General features: G+C 64.1%; 14 protein-coding genes. 7 read left to right on the top strand and 7 right to left on the bottom strand.

Annotated features, from left to right (window positions below; genetic code table 11):
• Positions 1–41: 41 nt before the first annotated feature.
• Complete coding sequence (locus DVB37_RS12950; protein WP_046806306.1) at positions 42–1,130, top strand: sn-glycerol-3-phosphate import ATP-binding protein UgpC; 1,089 nt, start codon at positions 42–44, stop codon at positions 1,128–1,130.
• Between the two features lie 167 nt (positions 1,131–1,297).
• On the opposite strand, the gene DVB37_RS12945 is transcribed toward DVB37_RS12950, so the two are convergent.
• On the bottom strand, positions 1,298–2,425 hold the full coding sequence (locus tag DVB37_RS12945) for a branched-chain amino acid ABC transporter substrate-binding protein (RefSeq protein ID WP_046806307.1): 1,128 nt from the start codon (positions 2,423–2,425) through the stop codon (positions 1,298–1,300).
• Positions 2,426–2,796: 371 nt separating this feature from the next.
• On the opposite strand from DVB37_RS12945, the gene DVB37_RS12940 reads away from it, so the two are divergent.
• Positions 2,797–3,393 carry an alpha/beta hydrolase gene (locus DVB37_RS12940; RefSeq protein WP_120157478.1) on the top strand — a complete coding sequence of 199 codons (597 nt, stop codon included), beginning with the start codon at positions 2,797–2,799 and terminating at the stop codon, positions 3,391–3,393.
• 173 nt (positions 3,394–3,566) lie between these two features.
• Here the strand turns inward: DVB37_RS12940 and DVB37_RS12935 are convergent, their stop codons facing one another.
• The 5 genes from DVB37_RS12935 to DVB37_RS12915 all read right to left on the bottom strand — a co-directional run bounded on the left by DVB37_RS12935 (position 3,567) and on the right by DVB37_RS12915 (position 8,850).
• Positions 3,567–4,067: a Dps family protein gene (locus DVB37_RS12935; RefSeq protein ID WP_104143923.1), complete on the bottom strand. Its 501-nt coding sequence runs from the start codon at positions 4,065–4,067 to the stop codon at positions 3,567–3,569.
• Positions 4,068–4,277: 210 nt separating this feature from the next.
• Positions 4,278–5,228: a LysR substrate-binding domain-containing protein gene (locus DVB37_RS12930; RefSeq protein WP_046804921.1), complete on the bottom strand. Its 951-nt coding sequence runs from the start codon at positions 5,226–5,228 to the stop codon at positions 4,278–4,280.
• Positions 5,229–5,310: 82 nt separating this feature from the next.
• A complete protein-coding gene (gene recG / locus DVB37_RS12925; RefSeq protein WP_046804922.1) occupies positions 5,311–7,401 on the bottom strand; it encodes an ATP-dependent DNA helicase RecG in 2,091 nt (696 codons plus the stop codon).
• A 38-nt stretch (positions 7,402–7,439) separates the two neighbouring features.
• Positions 7,440–7,826 (bottom strand): Rid family detoxifying hydrolase, encoded by a 387-nt coding sequence (locus DVB37_RS12920; RefSeq protein ID WP_046804923.1) that lies wholly within the window; start codon positions 7,824–7,826, stop codon positions 7,440–7,442.
• Positions 7,827–7,935: 109 nt separating this feature from the next.
• Positions 7,936–8,850, bottom strand: a complete 915-nt coding sequence (locus tag DVB37_RS12915; RefSeq protein WP_046804924.1) for a LysR family transcriptional regulator — start codon at positions 8,848–8,850, stop codon at positions 7,936–7,938.
• A gap of 96 nt (positions 8,851–8,946) precedes the next feature.
• Here DVB37_RS12915 and DVB37_RS12910 point away from each other — a divergent pair, with 96 nt between their 5' ends.
• The 3 genes from DVB37_RS12910 to DVB37_RS12900 are packed head-to-tail and all read left to right on the top strand — an operon-like array spanning position 8,947 to position 11,696.
• Positions 8,947–10,305: an acyclic terpene utilization AtuA family protein gene (locus DVB37_RS12910; RefSeq protein ID WP_046804925.1), complete on the top strand. Its 1,359-nt coding sequence runs from the start codon at positions 8,947–8,949 to the stop codon at positions 10,303–10,305.
• Positions 10,302–10,688 carry a hypothetical protein gene (locus tag DVB37_RS12905; protein WP_104143921.1) on the top strand — a complete coding sequence of 129 codons (387 nt, stop codon included), beginning with the start codon at positions 10,302–10,304 and terminating at the stop codon, positions 10,686–10,688. The genes DVB37_RS12910 and DVB37_RS12905 overlap by 4 nt, the downstream gene beginning before the upstream one ends.
• Positions 10,689–10,730: 42 nt before the next feature.
• Positions 10,731–11,696 (top strand): tripartite tricarboxylate transporter substrate binding protein, encoded by a 966-nt coding sequence (locus DVB37_RS12900; protein ID WP_104143920.1) that lies wholly within the window; start codon positions 10,731–10,733, stop codon positions 11,694–11,696.
• Positions 11,697–11,775: 79 nt separating this feature from the next.
• Here DVB37_RS12900 and DVB37_RS12895 read toward each other — a convergent pair whose 3' ends face one another.
• Positions 11,776–12,552 carry a ferredoxin--NADP reductase gene (locus tag DVB37_RS12895; RefSeq protein ID WP_006219651.1) on the bottom strand — a complete coding sequence of 259 codons (777 nt, stop codon included), beginning with the start codon at positions 12,550–12,552 and terminating at the stop codon, positions 11,776–11,778.
• A 262-nt stretch (positions 12,553–12,814) separates the two neighbouring features.
• On the opposite strand from DVB37_RS12895, the gene DVB37_RS12890 reads away from it, so the two are divergent.
• Together DVB37_RS12890 and DVB37_RS12885 are read left to right on the top strand one after the other, a co-directional pair.
• The gene (locus DVB37_RS12890; protein ID WP_120155454.1) at positions 12,815–13,858 is read left to right on the top strand and encodes a Fe(3+) ABC transporter substrate-binding protein; all 1,044 of its coding nucleotides are present in this window, start codon (positions 12,815–12,817) and stop codon (positions 13,856–13,858) included.
• A gap of 113 nt (positions 13,859–13,971) precedes the next feature.
• Positions 13,972–15,642 carry an iron ABC transporter permease gene (locus tag DVB37_RS12885; protein ID WP_120155452.1) on the top strand — a complete coding sequence of 557 codons (1,671 nt, stop codon included), beginning with the start codon at positions 13,972–13,974 and terminating at the stop codon, positions 15,640–15,642.
• Positions 15,643–15,644 lie beyond the last annotated feature (2 nt).

The raw sequence follows: 15,644 nt of genomic DNA, 5'->3' as shown, positions 1-15,644 counted from the left end.
CGCCCTCGCCTACCCGAACACGACTCCGAACACGAATAAACATGGCTACTCTCAGCTTCCGTAACGTCAAGAAAACCTATGCCGGTAATGTGCCGGTCATCCATGGCATCGACATGGATGTCAAAGACGGCGAATTCATCGTCATCGTCGGCCCGTCCGGCTGCGGCAAATCCACGCTGATGCGCATGGTGGCCGGCCTCGAAACCGTGACCAGCGGCGACATCGTCATCGACGACAAGGTCGTCAACAACCTGGAACCCGCCGAACGCGACATCGCGATGGTGTTCCAGAACTACGCGCTCTACCCGCACATGACCGTGTTTGAAAACATGGCCTATGGCTTGAAGATCCGCAAGTTCTCCAAGGACGAGATCAAAAAGCGCGTGGACATCGCCGCGCAGATTCTTGAACTGGGCCACCTGCTGGACCGCCGCCCGCGCGCGCTGTCCGGCGGCCAGCGCCAACGCGTGGCCATGGGCCGCGCCATCGTGCGTGAACCCAAGGTGTTCCTGTTTGACGAACCGTTGTCGAACCTGGATGCCAAGCTGCGCGTGGCGATGCGCCTTGAAATCATGAAGCTGCACCGCCGCCTGGGCACGACCAGCCTGTACGTGACGCACGATCAGGTCGAAGCCATGACCTTGGCGCACCGCATGATCGTCATGTACCAAGGCGTGCCCGAGCAGATCGGCACGCCGATGGAAGTGTTCGAAAAGCCCGCCTCGACGTTCGTGGCTGGCTTCATCGGCTCGCCCCCGATGAACTTGATGGAAGTACAGGTGGCAGGCGACGGTACCGTGCAGACGGCCGACGGCACGCCGCTGGAAATCTCGCCGCTGCAAGTGCCCTCGCAAGTACGCGGCCGCAAGATCATCATGGGCATGCGTCCGGAGCACATGCTGCTGAACACGCAAGGCGTGCCGGCCGAAGTCGAAATGGTCGAGACGCTGGGTTCGGAACAGCTGGTGCACTGCCGCTGCGGCAAGACCACGCTGGTCGTGCGCTGCACGACGCGCCAATTGTCGGAGTCGTCCGCCAAGGTGGGCAACCGCGTCAACGTCGGCCCGGACGGCCGCCACCCGCTGCACTGGTTCGAAGCCGACACCGGTCGCCGCGTACAGGGGCTGTAAGCCTATCGGGGCGCGCCCCCGGCCGGCCATTCGGCCGCCGCGTTCCCCCGCCTGCCCGGCAATAAAAAAACGGACCGCACACCTTTTATGGCTTGCGGTCCGTTTTCTTATGCAGCGGCGGGCTTGCGCCCGCCCGCGCATGACTTCCCGGTATTACTTGCCGGGTATTACTTATAGACGGTCTTGGAACCGTCCTTGTGCCAGGTGAACACCTCGAACTGGAAGTTCGTCAGGTCGCCCTGCTTGTTCCACGACACCTTGCCGATCGGCGTGTCGAAGGAATTGGCGTGCAGGTACTTGGCAACCTTGGTCGGGTCGTCGCTACCGGCGCCCTTGATGCCGTCGGCAATGACCTGGGTGGCCGTGTAAGCCGTCATCTGGAACGCGCCACCCGCGTTGCGCTTCTTGGCTTCAAACGCCTTGACGATGTCTGCGTTGGCGGCGTTCTGGGTAAAGTCGGCCGGCAGGGTCAGCAACATGCCTTCGACGGCATCGCCGGCAATGGCGTTGATGTCCGGGTTGCCCGCGCCTTCCGGACCCATCCACTTGGCCTTCACGCCTTGCTCGGCGGCCTGGCGCAGCAACAGGCCCATTTCGGGGTGGTAGCCGCCGTAGTAGACGAAGTCCACGCCTTGGGCCTTGAGCTTGGTGATGACGGCCGAGTAGTCGCTGTCGCCGGCATTGACGCCTTCGAAAATCGCGACGGGCACGCCGCCCTTTTCCAGGTCGTTCTTGACGGCGGTGGCGATGCCCTGGCCATACGACTGCTTGTCGTGCAGCACGGCGGCCTTCTTCGGCTTGATCTTTTCCAGCACGAACTTGGCGGCGGCGGGACCTTGCTGGTCATCGCGGCCGATGGTGCGGAAGATGAACTCGTAGTTCTTGCCGTCGGTGACCGCAGGCGCCGTGGCCGACGGCGTCACCATGACCACGCCTTCGTTGTTATAGATATCAGCGGCAGCGATGGTCGCGCCCGAGCACACGTGGCCCACCACGAAACCGATCTTGCTGTTCACGACGCGGTTCGCGGCAACCGGGCCTTGCTTGGGCTCGCAGCCGTCGTCGATCACCACGGCTTCCAGCTTCTTGCCGTTGACGCCGCCCGCGGCGTTGATGCGTTCAATGGCGGTATCCACCCCTTCGCGGACCATGTCGCCATATTGCGTAACGGCGCCCGTGGTGGGGCCGACCACGCCGATCTTGATGGTTTGCGCGTGCGCTCCCGCGGCAAACGTCAGGCCAGCGGCGACTCCCAGCGCCGCGATGACCGGGGTCAGACGAAATACTGGCTTCATGAGTGGACTCCTTTAATCGCTTTAATCATTGGTTTTCGTAGCGGGCGGACGCCGGATACCAATAAGTTCACGCCCCGCCACGGTGCTTTTGCACGGCAAGCATACACCGAAAAAATGCGGGTTTTATGCCCATCCGGCCCGACTTCCGGCGGGGTCCGGGCGCGGTGGTGCCGCATCGTGCAAAGCCTTCTTCGATACGCGGCGCCTGCTTCAGCCCGGGCAACGTTTGATAGAAAGGGCTGCCTTCCGGTAGGGCTACGTCGGACAGGCAGGCCGCATTCCGGCCTGGCCTGGCCTTATACCCGGTGCGGTATATGCAAAAGACGATTTATTCGTTTGAGTTACAAGCGCCGCGCGGCAAGATGGCCGCCATGAGACTCCAACCGATCATCGTCCCCGGATGGAAAAACTCCGGACCCGAGCACTGGCAATCCCGCTGGGCAGCCACGCTGCCCCATGCCGTGCGCATCGAACAACGCGACTGGGAAAACCCGTCGCCCGCCGAATGGGTGTCCACGCTGGCCGCCGAAGTCGACCGCGCGCGCAGCCCCGTCCTGCTGGTCGCGCACAGCCTGGGCTGCCTGATCAGCGCCTCCCTGCCCATCCCCCTGCGCGCCAAAGTCGCCGGCGCGCTGCTGGTCGCCCCGGCCGACGTCGAACGCCCCGACGCCCCCGCCTGCCTGCGCGCCTTCGCACCTATCCCCCGCCAACCCCTGCCCTTTCAAAGCGTGGTCGTGGCCAGCGACGACGACCCCTACTGCCGATTGGAACGCGCGCGCAAGTTTGCCGAGGATTGGGGTAGCCGGGTCGTGGTGCTTTCGGGTGCGGGGCATATCAACGCGGAAAGCGGGCTGGAGGAATGGCCGCAGGGGTTGAAGATTTTTGGGGCGCTGAGACGCCGGGCGTCCTGGAGGATCCCGACGCCGGCGAAGAGAATCCCGCCGGTGCCGGCGTGTGGGATATTTTGAACTTGCCTTGATAGATAGACGTAGGTGGTTCGCGGGAAAGCCACGTAACAAAACGGCACAGAATGAACACGGCCGCCAGTAGGCGGCCGTTTGTGGTCCCGATTCGGCTTTTGTCAGACTTGCTGGACGGCTATGTCCGTCCGATCAAATCCCCAAGAGATCCGATGTGGAGCTTACTGCAGCAAGCTCCGCAGCATCCATGCATTCTTTTCATGCACATCCAGACGCTGCGTCAGCAGATCAGCCGTGGGCTGGTCGTTAGCCGCATCGGCCTTCTCAAAAGCCGAACGTGCCGTCTTGGCGACCGACTCATTGCCGCTAACCAAAAGGCGGACCATTTCCAGCGCTTCCGGCACCGATTCAGGTTCGGCAATCGACGACAGCTTGGAATATTCGCGGTACGTGCCCGGCGCGTAGTGGCCCAGGGCGCGGATGCGTTCCGCGATGCTGTCCAGCGCGGTCCACTCTTCCGTGTACTGCGTCATGAACATCTGGTGCAGGGTGTTGAACATGGGCCCCGTGACGTTCCAGTGGAAGTTGTGCGTCATCAGGTACAGCGTGTACGAGTCGGCCAGCAGCTTGGACAATTCGCCGGCGACGGCCGCGCGGTCCTTGTCCGAAATGCCGATGTTGATGCGCGGAACGCTCGGGGTCTTCTTGGGGGACTTGGCCATTGCTAGCTCCTATTGGGAAAAGTACGAAAGAAGGATACCACTGCAAAGATGATGAAATGGCGGGGAATCCGCATAAAACAAGGGCTTGCGGGCCGCCGCTTTGACCCTGCGCAAATGTGCCGCAAGGGGCCGCGGACGGCGCTACGGCGCTACGGCGCTACGGCGGTAAGGCGGTAAGGCGGCGACGCGGGCACGGCGCCAGGCAAAAGATCAGTCCTGCACCGCCGCCGCCTCGTCAGACAGCATCTTCACGCCCGGCAACTCGCACTCGTACACCGCTTGCGCCAAGGCTTCGATGGCGGCCAGGCGTGGGAAGCTGCGGCGCCACGCCAGGACGACGCGGCGCTCGGGCACGTGGCCGTCGAACGGAAGATAGCGCAGCAGGCTGTTGCTGGGCGGATGCTCGGGGACGGCGGTGATCGGCAACACGGTCACGCCGATGCCTGCGGCCACCATGTGGCGGATCGTCTCCAGCGATGAGCCCTCGAAGGTGCGCTGGATGCCATCGCTGGCCGCCGAGAACCGCGACAGTTCGGGACAGACCTCCAGCACCTGGTCACGAAAGCAGTGACCGCTGCCCAGCAGCAACATCGTCTGCTGCTTCAGGTCCTGCGCATCGATGGATTTTCTTTGCGCCAGTTCGTGGTCATTGGGTACCGCGACGATGAAGGGTTCGTCGTACAACGGCTGCATCACCAAGCCCGCCTCGGGCAGCGGCAGCGCCATGATGGCGCAGTCGATTTCGCCCTGGCGCAGCAGTTCCACCAGACGCACGGTGAAGTTCTCTTGCAGCAGCAATGGCATCTGCGGCGTGCGGCCGATTTGCACGGGGACGAGCTTGGGCAGCAAGTACGGGCCGATGGTATGAATCACGCCGACGCGCAACGGCCCGGCCAGCGGGTCGTGGCCTTGCCGCGCGATCTCTTTGATGCTGGCGCTTTCTTCCAGCACCTTCTGGGCTTGCGCGACGATGCGTTGGCCGATGGGGGTAACACCGACCTCGGCGCCACCGCGCTCGAACAGCGTCACGCCCAGCTCGTCTTCCAGCTTGCGTATCGCGACCGACAGCGTGGGCTGGCTGACGAAACAGGCTTCGGCCGCCCGCCCGAAATGGCGTTCACGCGCGACGGCGACGATGTACTTGAGTTCGGTGAGAGTCATGGTGGACTGCGCCCCCGGAAGTTACGCGCGGGCCTTGGGGCCGGCGCTTGAATGAGTCAGGTGTAGGACGGGCCGCATCGCATCAGGTCCGCAGGAAGTCTTCGCGGCCGCGCATCCAGCGGGCCAGGTGCGCCTGGACGGCGGCGGGATGTTCGGCGCGCAACCACACCGCGGCATCGCGCGCGTCTTCCGCGATAGAGGCATCGGTTTCCAGGTCGGCAAAGCGCAGCAGCGCCATGCCCGATTGGCGCGTACCCAGGAACTCGCCAGGGCCGCGCTGTTCCAGGTCGCGCCGGGCAATCTCGAAGCCGTCCGACGTTTCAAACATGGCACGCAGGCGTTCGCGCGCAACCTGGGACAACGGGGTCTGGTACAGCAGCACACAAACCGATTCAGCGGTACCGCGCCCTACCCGCCCGCGCAGCTGGTGCAACTGCGCCAGCCCGAATCGTTCGGCGTGTTCAATGACCATCAGCGAGGCGTTGGGCACGTCCACACCCACTTCGATGACGGTGGTGGCGACAAGCAGGTCCACTTCGCCTTCGCGAAATGCCTGCATGACGGCGGCCTTTTCCGCTTGCGGCAAGCGGCCGTGAACCAGGCCGATGCGCAAATCGGGAAGGTCGACCCGCATGCCTTCGTAGGTGTCCACCGCCGTTTGCAATTCCAGCGCTTCGCTTTCTTCGACCAACGGACATACCCAATACACTTGTTGGCCGCCGCGAGCCGCCTGGGCGACGTGGGCGATGACTTCTTCGCGCCGCGCGTCCGACACCAGCTTGGTCAACACAGGCGTGCGGCCGGGCGGAAGTTCGTCAATGACGGACACGTCAAGGTCGGCAAAGAACGTCATGGCCAGCGTGCGCGGAATGGGCGTGGCGCTCATGTTCAGCTGATGCGGCACGATGCGGCCGCGCACGGTTTCGCCCTTCTTGGTCAGCGCAAGGCGCTGCCCCACGCCAAAGCGGTGCTGCTCGTCAACAATAGATAGACCCAGTCGATGAAATTCAACGTGGTCTTGAATAATGGCCTGGGTGCCGACGACCAGTTGCACGCTGCCGTCAGCCGCAGCAGCGGCGGCCTCGCGGCGCGCCTTGGCGGTCAAGCTGCCACTAAGCCACGCGACGTTCACGCCCAGCGGCTGCAACCACGACACCAGCTTGTGAAAGTGCTGCTCGGCCAGGATTTCTGTGGGGGCCATCAGCGCAACCTGCGCCCCGCCCGCGATGGCCTGCGCGGCGGCAATGGCGGCGACCACGGTTTTACCGCTACCCACATCGCCTTGCAGCAAACGGTGCATGGGATAGGGCTTGGCCAGGTCGGCCGAGATTTCCTGCACGACGCGTTCTTGTGCGGCGGTCAATTTGAACGGCAAATTCGCGTACAGCTTGGCGACCAGGCCACCCGGCTCATTGCGCACGGGCAGCGATTCCGCTTCCTTGATGCGACGGGCGGCGCGCGCGGCGGCCAGCGACAACTGCTGGGCTAGTAATTCATCAAACTTGATGCGGCGCCATGCGGGATGCACGCGGTCCAGCAGCGCCTGTTCCGATTCGCCTTGCGCGGGGGTGTGCAGCGCACGAATGGCGGGCTCGAACGGCGGCAGGTCGTAGCGTTCAAGCGCTTCGGGCGGCAAGGTGTCGGACAGGTCGGCGCGGTCCAGCGCCTGGGCGATGGCGCGGCGCAACGTCAGTTGCGGCAGGCCTTCGGTGGTGGGATACACAGGCGTCAGGGCCGTGGGCAAAGGCGCGTCGGCATTGGTCATGCGCGGGTGCACCATCTGGCGCCCGAACAGGTTGCTGCGCACTTCGCCCCGGGCGCGCAGGCGCTTGCCCACGCTGATCTGCTTTTGCTGGCTGGGGTAGAAGTTCAGCCAGCGCAATTGGATTTCGCCGGTCTCGTCCGCCAGCGTGGCAGTAAGTTGGCGCCGAGGCCGGTACTGGACCTCGGACTTGGTGATCTCGCCTTCGACCTGCCCGGCATAACCGGGCCGCAAGGCGCTGATGGGGACAACGCGGGTCTCGTCTTCGTAGCGCAGTGGCAGATGCAGCACGAAGTCCTCGGGCAGCACCAGACCCAGATTCCGAAGCTTGCGCTCGGTATCCGTCATCGGTTTGCCGGCGCCGTTCTTATCGGCGCCGGGTCGCTTGGAAGCCACGGCCGCGGCCGGCATCAAGAAACGAACCTCGGAATGCTGCGTACGGGGCCGCCTTACAGAACCATGATGGCTTCGACTTCAAACTGCGCGCCCTTGGGCAGGCTGGCCACGCCAATCGTCGAGCGGGCCGGGAACGGCTGCGGAATGATCTCGGCCATGATGGAATTGGCGGCGGTGAATTTGCCCAGGTCGGTCAGGAACAAGGTCAGCTTGACGACGTTGTCCAGCGTGCCGCCGGCTTCGGTGATTACGGCCTGCATGTTGGCGAAGGCCTGACGCACTTGCGCGTCGAAGTTTTCAGAGACCAGATCGCCCGTGCCCGGCTCCAGGCCGATCTGGCCCGACAAGTAGACAGTCTTGGTGCCGGTAACGGCAACCGCTTGCGAGTAAGGGCCAACGGCGGCGGGCGCTGCGTCGGTATGGATGATTTGCTTGCTCATGGGCGGAATCCTTCGGTTGACGGATAGAAAGCTACAACTATCGAAGTTTATCCAGCAATAGACATTTGCGAAAGTGGCCGGATGACGCAGGCACGGACGAAATCCGGTTTCATGCAGACGGCTGATGGCCGGCCCCGCCAATATCGCCGCGATGCGCGATCAGCAAGTCGGCCAGCGCCTGCGCCGCAACCGACAGGCTGCGGCCACGGCGCTGCACCAGGTACAGCGGCCGGGTCAATGCGCGACCCGCCAGAGGCACCACGCGCAAGTCATTGCTGGCAAAGTGAAAAAGCGTCATGGCGGGCACAACGCATACGCCCAGGCCGGCACGGACCAGGCCGGTCACAGTGGCCAGATGCTCGACTTCAAATACTGGCAAGGGCGCGTCGGCACCGAACGCTTCGTCCAGATGTTTGCGCACACTGCTGCCGCGCGCAAGCTGGATGACGGGGTATTTTGCGATATCGCGCAGCCGGACGCGGGGCTGGGTCGCCAGCGGGTGGTCGGCCCGGCACACCAGGAAGTAGCGGTCGGCGTGCAGGAATTCGCTGTCCAGGTCGGTCATGTCGGCGCGCCGCGATGCCAGGGCGAAATCCACTTGCCCGCTTTGGACCATGTCCAGGCACGGGTCCAGCAAGGCATCGCGCAGATCCACCACGATACCGGGGTGTGCTTGCCCAAAGCGCGCCAGCAGGCCCGGCAACCAGCCCGCCGCCAGCGACGGCAGCGCGGCCAAGGCAACCCGGCCGCGTCGACGCGCCGCATGGTCCCGCATGTCTTCCATGACCAGGTCCATATCCGCCAGCAGTCGGCGGGCCGAGGCGTCCAGCACCCGCCCTTCGGCGGTCAATTCGACGTGGCGGGTATTGCGGTCGAACAGCCGCAGGCCGGCGCTGTCTTCCAGCTGGCGGATCAGGGCGCTGAACGCCGGCTGCGTCAGGTGGCAGCGCTGGGCTGCGCGCGTGAAATGGCGTTCGTCGGCCAGGGCGACAAACGCGCGTAACTGCCGGGCGGATAGATTCATGGCTTTTCTCTATCAATTGATCCGATCTTTCTATTTTACGGATGATGGGCGCATGCCTATAGTGGCTTGACATCGCAAGGCCCGACTGGACCCCCTATGCCTCAATCTCCCCTGCTTATCGGCTGCGCCTCTGGCTTTTCCGGCGACCGCAGCGACGGCGCCGCCGCCGTGGTGCGCACGTTGGCCGCCCAGGGCGGCGGCACGCTGATCTTCGAAACACTGGCCGAGCGCACGCTGGCGCTGGCGCAACTGGCACGCAACGACGACCCCAATCGCGGCTACGAGCCGCTGCTGGACGACCTGGTGTCGCCCGTGCTGGCCGACTGCCTGCGCCATGGCATCAACATTGTCAGCAACTTTGGCGCGGCCAACCCGGAAGCCGCCGCCCGGCGCATTGCCGCCATTGCGCGCGAACAGGGCCTGCCCACGCCGCGCATCGCCGTCGTCTACGGCGATGCGTTGAACACGCCGGAGCAACGTGCGCTGCTACAAGAGCGGCTGGGCGACGCGCTGACGGGACACGATGTCGTCAGCGCAACCGCCTATCTGGGGGCCACCGAGATCGCGCAAGCGCTGATGGCCGGCGCCCAGATCGTCGTGGCGGGCCGTGTGGCGGACCCTTCGTTGACGCTGGGCCCCGCCCTGGCTCACTTTGGCTGGGACGCGGCGGACTGGCCGCGCCTGGGTCGCGCCACCATGGCCGGCCACATGTTGGAGTGCGGCTTGCAAGTGACGGGCGGCTATTTCTGCGTGCCCGGTTTGAAAGAAGTGCCCGACGTGCACGCGGCGGGCTTTCCGATTGCGCAAATCCATGCCGACGGGGAATTCGTCATCAGCAAGGCGGATGGCACGGGCGGCGCCGTGGACGCGCGCACGGTGAAGGAACAACTGCTGTACGAAGTCCACGACCCGGCGCGCTACCTGACACCCGATGTGGTGGCGGACCTGAGCCAGGCTCGCGTTGTGGAACTGGGCGGCAACCGCGTCGCGGTGCACGGCATTACGGGCCACGCCCGCCCGGACGAGCTCAAGGTCAACGTCTGCTACCGAGGCGGCTGGTTGGCCGAAGCCGAGATTTCCTACGCGGGTGTGCAAGCGGAAGCCCGCGCGCGTCTGGCAGCGGACATCGTGCAAAAGCGGCTTGGGTCCGGCTTCACTCTACGCGCCGACCTGATCGGCGCGATCAGCATCCTGGGCGATGACGCGGGCGAAATGCGGCGCTCCCTGCCCGACTCGCATGCGCGCGACGTGCGCCTGCGCCTGGCTGGCGAACACGCCGACCGCGCCCAAGCCGAACGCATCCTGCGCGAAGTGACCGCGTTGTACACCTGCGGCCCGGCTGGCGGCGGCGGCGTGCGCACCGCGTTGCGCCCGCGTCTGAACATGGTGTCCTGCACCATCGCCCGCGATGCCGTGCACAGCGGCTGGACTTTCCTGGAGGCCATCGCGCCATGAATTCTTCCCACATGCAGGCCGTGCCGCTGTACCGCCTGGCCCATAGCCGTTCGGGCGACAAGGGCGACATCTCGAACCTGAGCCTGATCGCCTGGGACCCGGAGTGCTACGACGTGCTGGTGTCCCAAGTGACTGAAGCGCGCGTGGCCGAGTGGTTTGCGTATCGCCACCCCGCGCGCGTCACGCGCTATCTGCTGCCGACATTGCACGCCATGAATTTCGTACTGGAAGGCGTGCTGGACGGCGGTGTAAACGATGCCCTGAACCTGGACACGCACGGCAAGAGCCTGTCTTTTCGATTGCTGGACCTGACGGTGGAGGTCAGCCCTGAACTGGCACGCCGGCTGCCAGACGTACCCGGTGACCGCCCAGCGGCCGCCTGATTTTTCCACCCCTTATAAAAAAAGCATCACAGGAGACACAACATGCGAATTTCATCGAAGGGCCGCCTGGCCTTGTTGCTGGCCGCCGCCCTGCCCCTGACCGCGCTGGCCCAGTCGTTCCCCACCAAGCCGATCACGTTCATCGTGCCCTTTGCGGCCGGCAGCGCCACCGACCAGATCGGCCGCGCGATTGGCCAGGGTGTCACCGAGCAGACCGGTCAGGCGGTCGTCATTGAAAACAAGCCGGGTGCCAGCGCAATGATCGGCGCCGCGGCGGGCGCGCGCGCCGCGCCCGACGGCTACACCGTACTCATCACCACCAACACCACGCACGCCGCCAACGAACATCTGTACAAATCGCTGACCTACCAGCCGGTCAAGGACTTTGCGCCGATCTCGCTATTGGGCAAAGGCGGCCAGATCATGGTGGTGAACCCCAATTCGCAGGCCAAGACGGTGGGAGACTTCCTGGCGCAAGCCAAGAAGTCACCGGGCAAGCTGAGTTTTGGCAGCGGCAGCTCCAGCAGCCGGATCGCAGGCGAACTGTTGCAGCAGATGGCGGGCGTGCAGCTGCTGCATGTGCCGTACAAGAGCAACCCGCTGGCGGTCACCGACCTGCTGGGCGGCCAGATCGACATGATGATCACCGACACCGCTACCGGCCTGCCGCAGGTCAAGTCGGGCAAATTGCGCGCGCTGGGCGTGACGGGCACCGCGCGTTCGCCGTTGGCGCCCGACGTGCCGACGATTGCGGAAGCCGGTGTGCCGGGTTACGAAATGGGCTATTGGTTCGCGGCCTATGCGCCGGCCGGCACGCCGCCCGATGTCGTCAAGCGTCTGAACGAATTGCTGGTGAAGGCCACCAAGACCAAGCCGGCCCAGCAGTTCTACGCACAGACGGGGACCGACGCCGCCACGTCCACGCCGGACGAGCTGGCAGCCTTCCAGCAAGCGGAATCGAAGAAGTGGGGCGACATCATCAAAAAGGCCGGCATTCAACCGGAATGATCTCCGCCGTCTCCGCCTGACGAACATAAAAAAGCCCCATCGCATGCGATGGGGCTTTTTACTGCCGCAATACGGTGACTTATTTGTCCACGAATGCGCGTTCAACTACGTAGTCACCCGGCTGACCCACGCCCGGCGACACGGTGAAGCCGCGCTTGTCCAGCATGGCGCTGATGTCGGCCAGCATATGCGGGCTACCGCAGATCATGGCGCGATCGGTTTCCGGATTGATCTGGGGGATGCCGATGTCATCGCACAGTTTGCCGTTTTCCATCAGCTCGGTGATGCGGCCCTGGTTGCGGAACGGCTCGCGCGTGACGGTGGGGTAATACACCAGCTTTTCGCGCACGACATCGCCGAAGAATTCATTGTTCGGCAGTTCTTTCTCAATGAAGTCGGCGTAGGCCAGTTCGCTGACCCAACGCACGCCATGCACCAGAATGACCTTGTCGAAGCGTTCGTAGATGTCCGGGTCTTTGATGATGCTCATGAATGGCGCCAGGCCGGTGCCCGTGCCGAACAGGAACAGATGCTTGCCGGGCTTGAGGTCGTCGACGACCAGCGTGCCAACCGGCTTGCGGCTGACCAGGATGGTGTCGCCTTCTTTCAGATGCTGCAGCCGCGACGTCAGCGGGCCGTTTTGCACCTTGATGCTGAGAAATTCGAGGTTTTCTTCGTAGTTGGCGCTGGCGATACTGTAGGCACGCAGCAGCGGCTTGCCTTCAACTTCCAGGCCGATCATGACGAAGTGGCCGTTGTGGAACCGCAAGGCCGCGTCACGCGTCGTGGTGAAGGAGAACAGGGTGTCGTTCCAGTGGTGCACGCTAAGTACGCGCTCTGTGTTGAAAGCAGCCATGTCGGAATTCGCTTATTAGGGTTGTCCCTATTCTACAGGTCTTGTTGGGAACTTGTCTCATTATTCCGTAATACGCTTATGACGTATTGATAGGAATCAAGGCTGGAACAGTGCCGCTTACGAAGAGTTGAACGCGTCTTTGCTTCCTGTTATTGTCGCGTTCTCAGTTGATAATCATTTTCGTTAGCAGACTGTTTTAAGCAGCGGAAAGGCTTGCAAGACCCTGCCCTTTCCGTTGCAGCCCTAGCCGGAGTTTCCCGACATGACCAAGCGTCCCCAATTGAATTCGCTGCTGCGCGCCCTGGCGCTGGCCGGCGCCGCCGCCTTCACCGTATCGGCCAACGCCGCGGAAGAAGTCAGCCTGTATACCACCCGGGAACCCAAGCTGATCCAACCGTTGCTGGACGCCTTCACCAAGGAAAGCGGCATCAAGGTCAACACGGTATTCGTCAAGGACGGCCTGCTGGAACGCGTCAAGGCCGAAGGCGCCAAGTCGCCCGCCGACGTGCTGATGACCGTGGACATCGGCAACTTGCTGGACCTGGTTGACGGCGGCGTGACGCAATCGATCAAGTCGCAAACCCTGGAATCCGTGATTCCCGCCAATCTGCGCGGCGCCGACGGCAAGTGGTACGCCCTGTCGTTGCGCGACCGCGTGCTGTACGTGGAAAAGGATTTGAAGTTGGAATCTTTCCGCTACGAAGACCTGGCCGATCCGAAGTGGAAGGGCAAGGTCTGCATCCGTTCGGGTCAGCATCCCTACAACACCGCCATGGTCGCCTCCATGATCGCGCATGACGGCGCCGAGGCCACTGAAAAATGGCTGCGTGGCGTCAAGGCCAACCTGGCCCGCAAGGCAGCCGGTGGCGACCGCGACGTGGCGCGTGACATCCTGGGCGGCATTTGCGATATCGGCCTGGCCAACGCCTACTACGTCGGCCACATGAAGAACGCCGAACCCGGCACCGACGCCCGCAAATGGGGCGACGCCATCAAGGTCATCCGCCCCACGTTCGCCAGCGAAAAAAGCGGTGGCACGCACGTGAACGTCAGCGGCGCCGCCGTGGCCGCGCACGCGCCCAACAAGGCCAACGCCATCAAGCTGCTGGATTTCCTGGTATCCGAACCGGCCCAGGCACTGTATGCCCAGGCCAATTACGAATACCCCGTGCGCAAGGGCGTGAAGCTGGACCCGGTCATCGCCAGCTTTGGTGAATTGAAGGTGGATCCCCTGCCCCTGACCGAAATCGCCAAGCATCGCAAACAAGCCAGCGAATTGGTCGACAAGGTCGGCTTCGACAACTGATCCCTGGATGGCCGCCTGACGCCACAAGCGTCCGGTGGCCATCGAACAGTATTGGGCCTGTTCCCTTTTTTGAAGGGAACAGGCCTTGCCATTGATGCCATCAACGTTGAAGCATGCACACTGAATCTTTGCCCCGGCCGATGCGTCTGCGCTGGACCGAACGCGGCGCCGGCTGGCTGGCGGGCGCGGGCCTGATTGCCCTGGCCGTCCTGGCCCCGGTGCTGACGCTGGGCTGGTGGGCGCTGGGCGGGGAACTTTCGCACTGGCAGCATCTGGCCAGCTACGTGCTGCCGCAGGCGCTTGCGAACACGGCCATTCTGCTTGCCGGGGTGGGCGTGGTCGTTACGCTATTGGGGACGGGCGCCGCCTGGCTGGTGACCGCTTACGACTTCCCCACGCGTCGCGTGCTGACCTGGGCGCTGCTGCTGCCGCTGGCGGTGCCCACCTACATCATCGCGTTCGCCTACCTGGATCTGCTGCACCCCATTGGCCCCATCCAGACCGCCATCCGAGCGCTGCTGGGCTATGACAGCCCGCGCCAGTTCCGCTTGCCCGACCTGCGTTCCATCTATGGCGCGATTTTCGTGCTGGGCTTCGTGCTGTACCCCTACGTCTACCTCAGCACCCGCGTGATGTTCATGACGCAGGCGGCCAGTCTGCTGGAAGCCGCGCGCACGCTGGGCGCCGGCCGCATCGCCGTGTTCTGCCGCGTGGCCTTGCCGCTGGCACGGCCCGCCATCGTGGTCGGCGTGAGCCTGGCGCTACTGGAAACGCTGAACGACATCGGCGCCTCGGAATTCCTGGGCGTGCAGACCTTGACCGTCTCGGTCTATACCACCTGGGTCACGCGCTCCGACTTGGCCGGCGCGGCGCAGATCGCCCTGACCATGCTGGCCATCGTGATCGGCCTGATCCTGCTGGAACGGCACGGCCGCAAACGCCAGCGTTATGCCAACACGCAGCGCATGCGCCCGATGCAGCCGCGCCGCCTGCGTGGCCCGGCCGCCGCCGTCGCCACGCTGCTGGGGTGGATACCCGTGGTGCTGGGCTTTGTGGCGCCCGCGCTTTATCTGATCGTGGAAACCTATAAGCGCCTGGACCAGGTCGGTGGCGTATCGGACCAGCTCATTAACGGCCTGTCGAACACGCTGATCGTGGCGTTCAGCGCCACCATCGTCACATTGCTATGCGGCCTGATCGTGGCGTGGGCGGGGCGCACCCTGCGCGAAAGCGCCGGCTTCAACCCCGGCCGCGCCTGCGCGCGCATTGCCAGCCTGGGCTACGCCGTGCCGGGCACCGTGCTGGCCATTGGCCTGCTGACGCCGTTCGTTTGGATCGACACGGCGGTGGCCAAGGTCTTTGGCGGAACGGGCCTGTTCCTGATGGGTTCCATGGCGGCGCTGGTGTGCGCATATGTGATCCGCTTCCTGGCCATTTCGACCGGCGCGCTGGAAGCCGGACTCGCCCGCATTCCGCCTTCGCTGGAACAGGCGTCGCGCCTGTTGGGCGAGACCTCCGGCGGCACGCTGCGCCGCGTGCACTTGCCGCTGCTGCGCCCCGCCCTGGCGGCCAGCGCGCTGCTGGTGTTCGTGGACGCCATGAAAGAACTGCCCGCCACCCTGCTGCTGCGCCCCATGAATTTCGACACGCTGGCCACCTGGCTCTACGCCGAAGCCGCGCGCGGCACGTACGAGGAAGGCGCCGTCGCGGCGCTGGCAATCGTGCTGGCCGGCCTTCTGCCCGTCATCCTGCTGGCGCGCACCAATCTGAAAATGGGACATTGATC

This window comes from Achromobacter sp. B7 (assembly GCF_003600685.1).
Classification (GTDB): domain Bacteria; phylum Pseudomonadota; class Gammaproteobacteria; order Burkholderiales; family Burkholderiaceae_B; genus Achromobacter; species Achromobacter spanius_B.
Note: the sequence above shows the minus strand (reverse complement) of the source record. Positions and strands in the feature narration are given on the sequence as shown.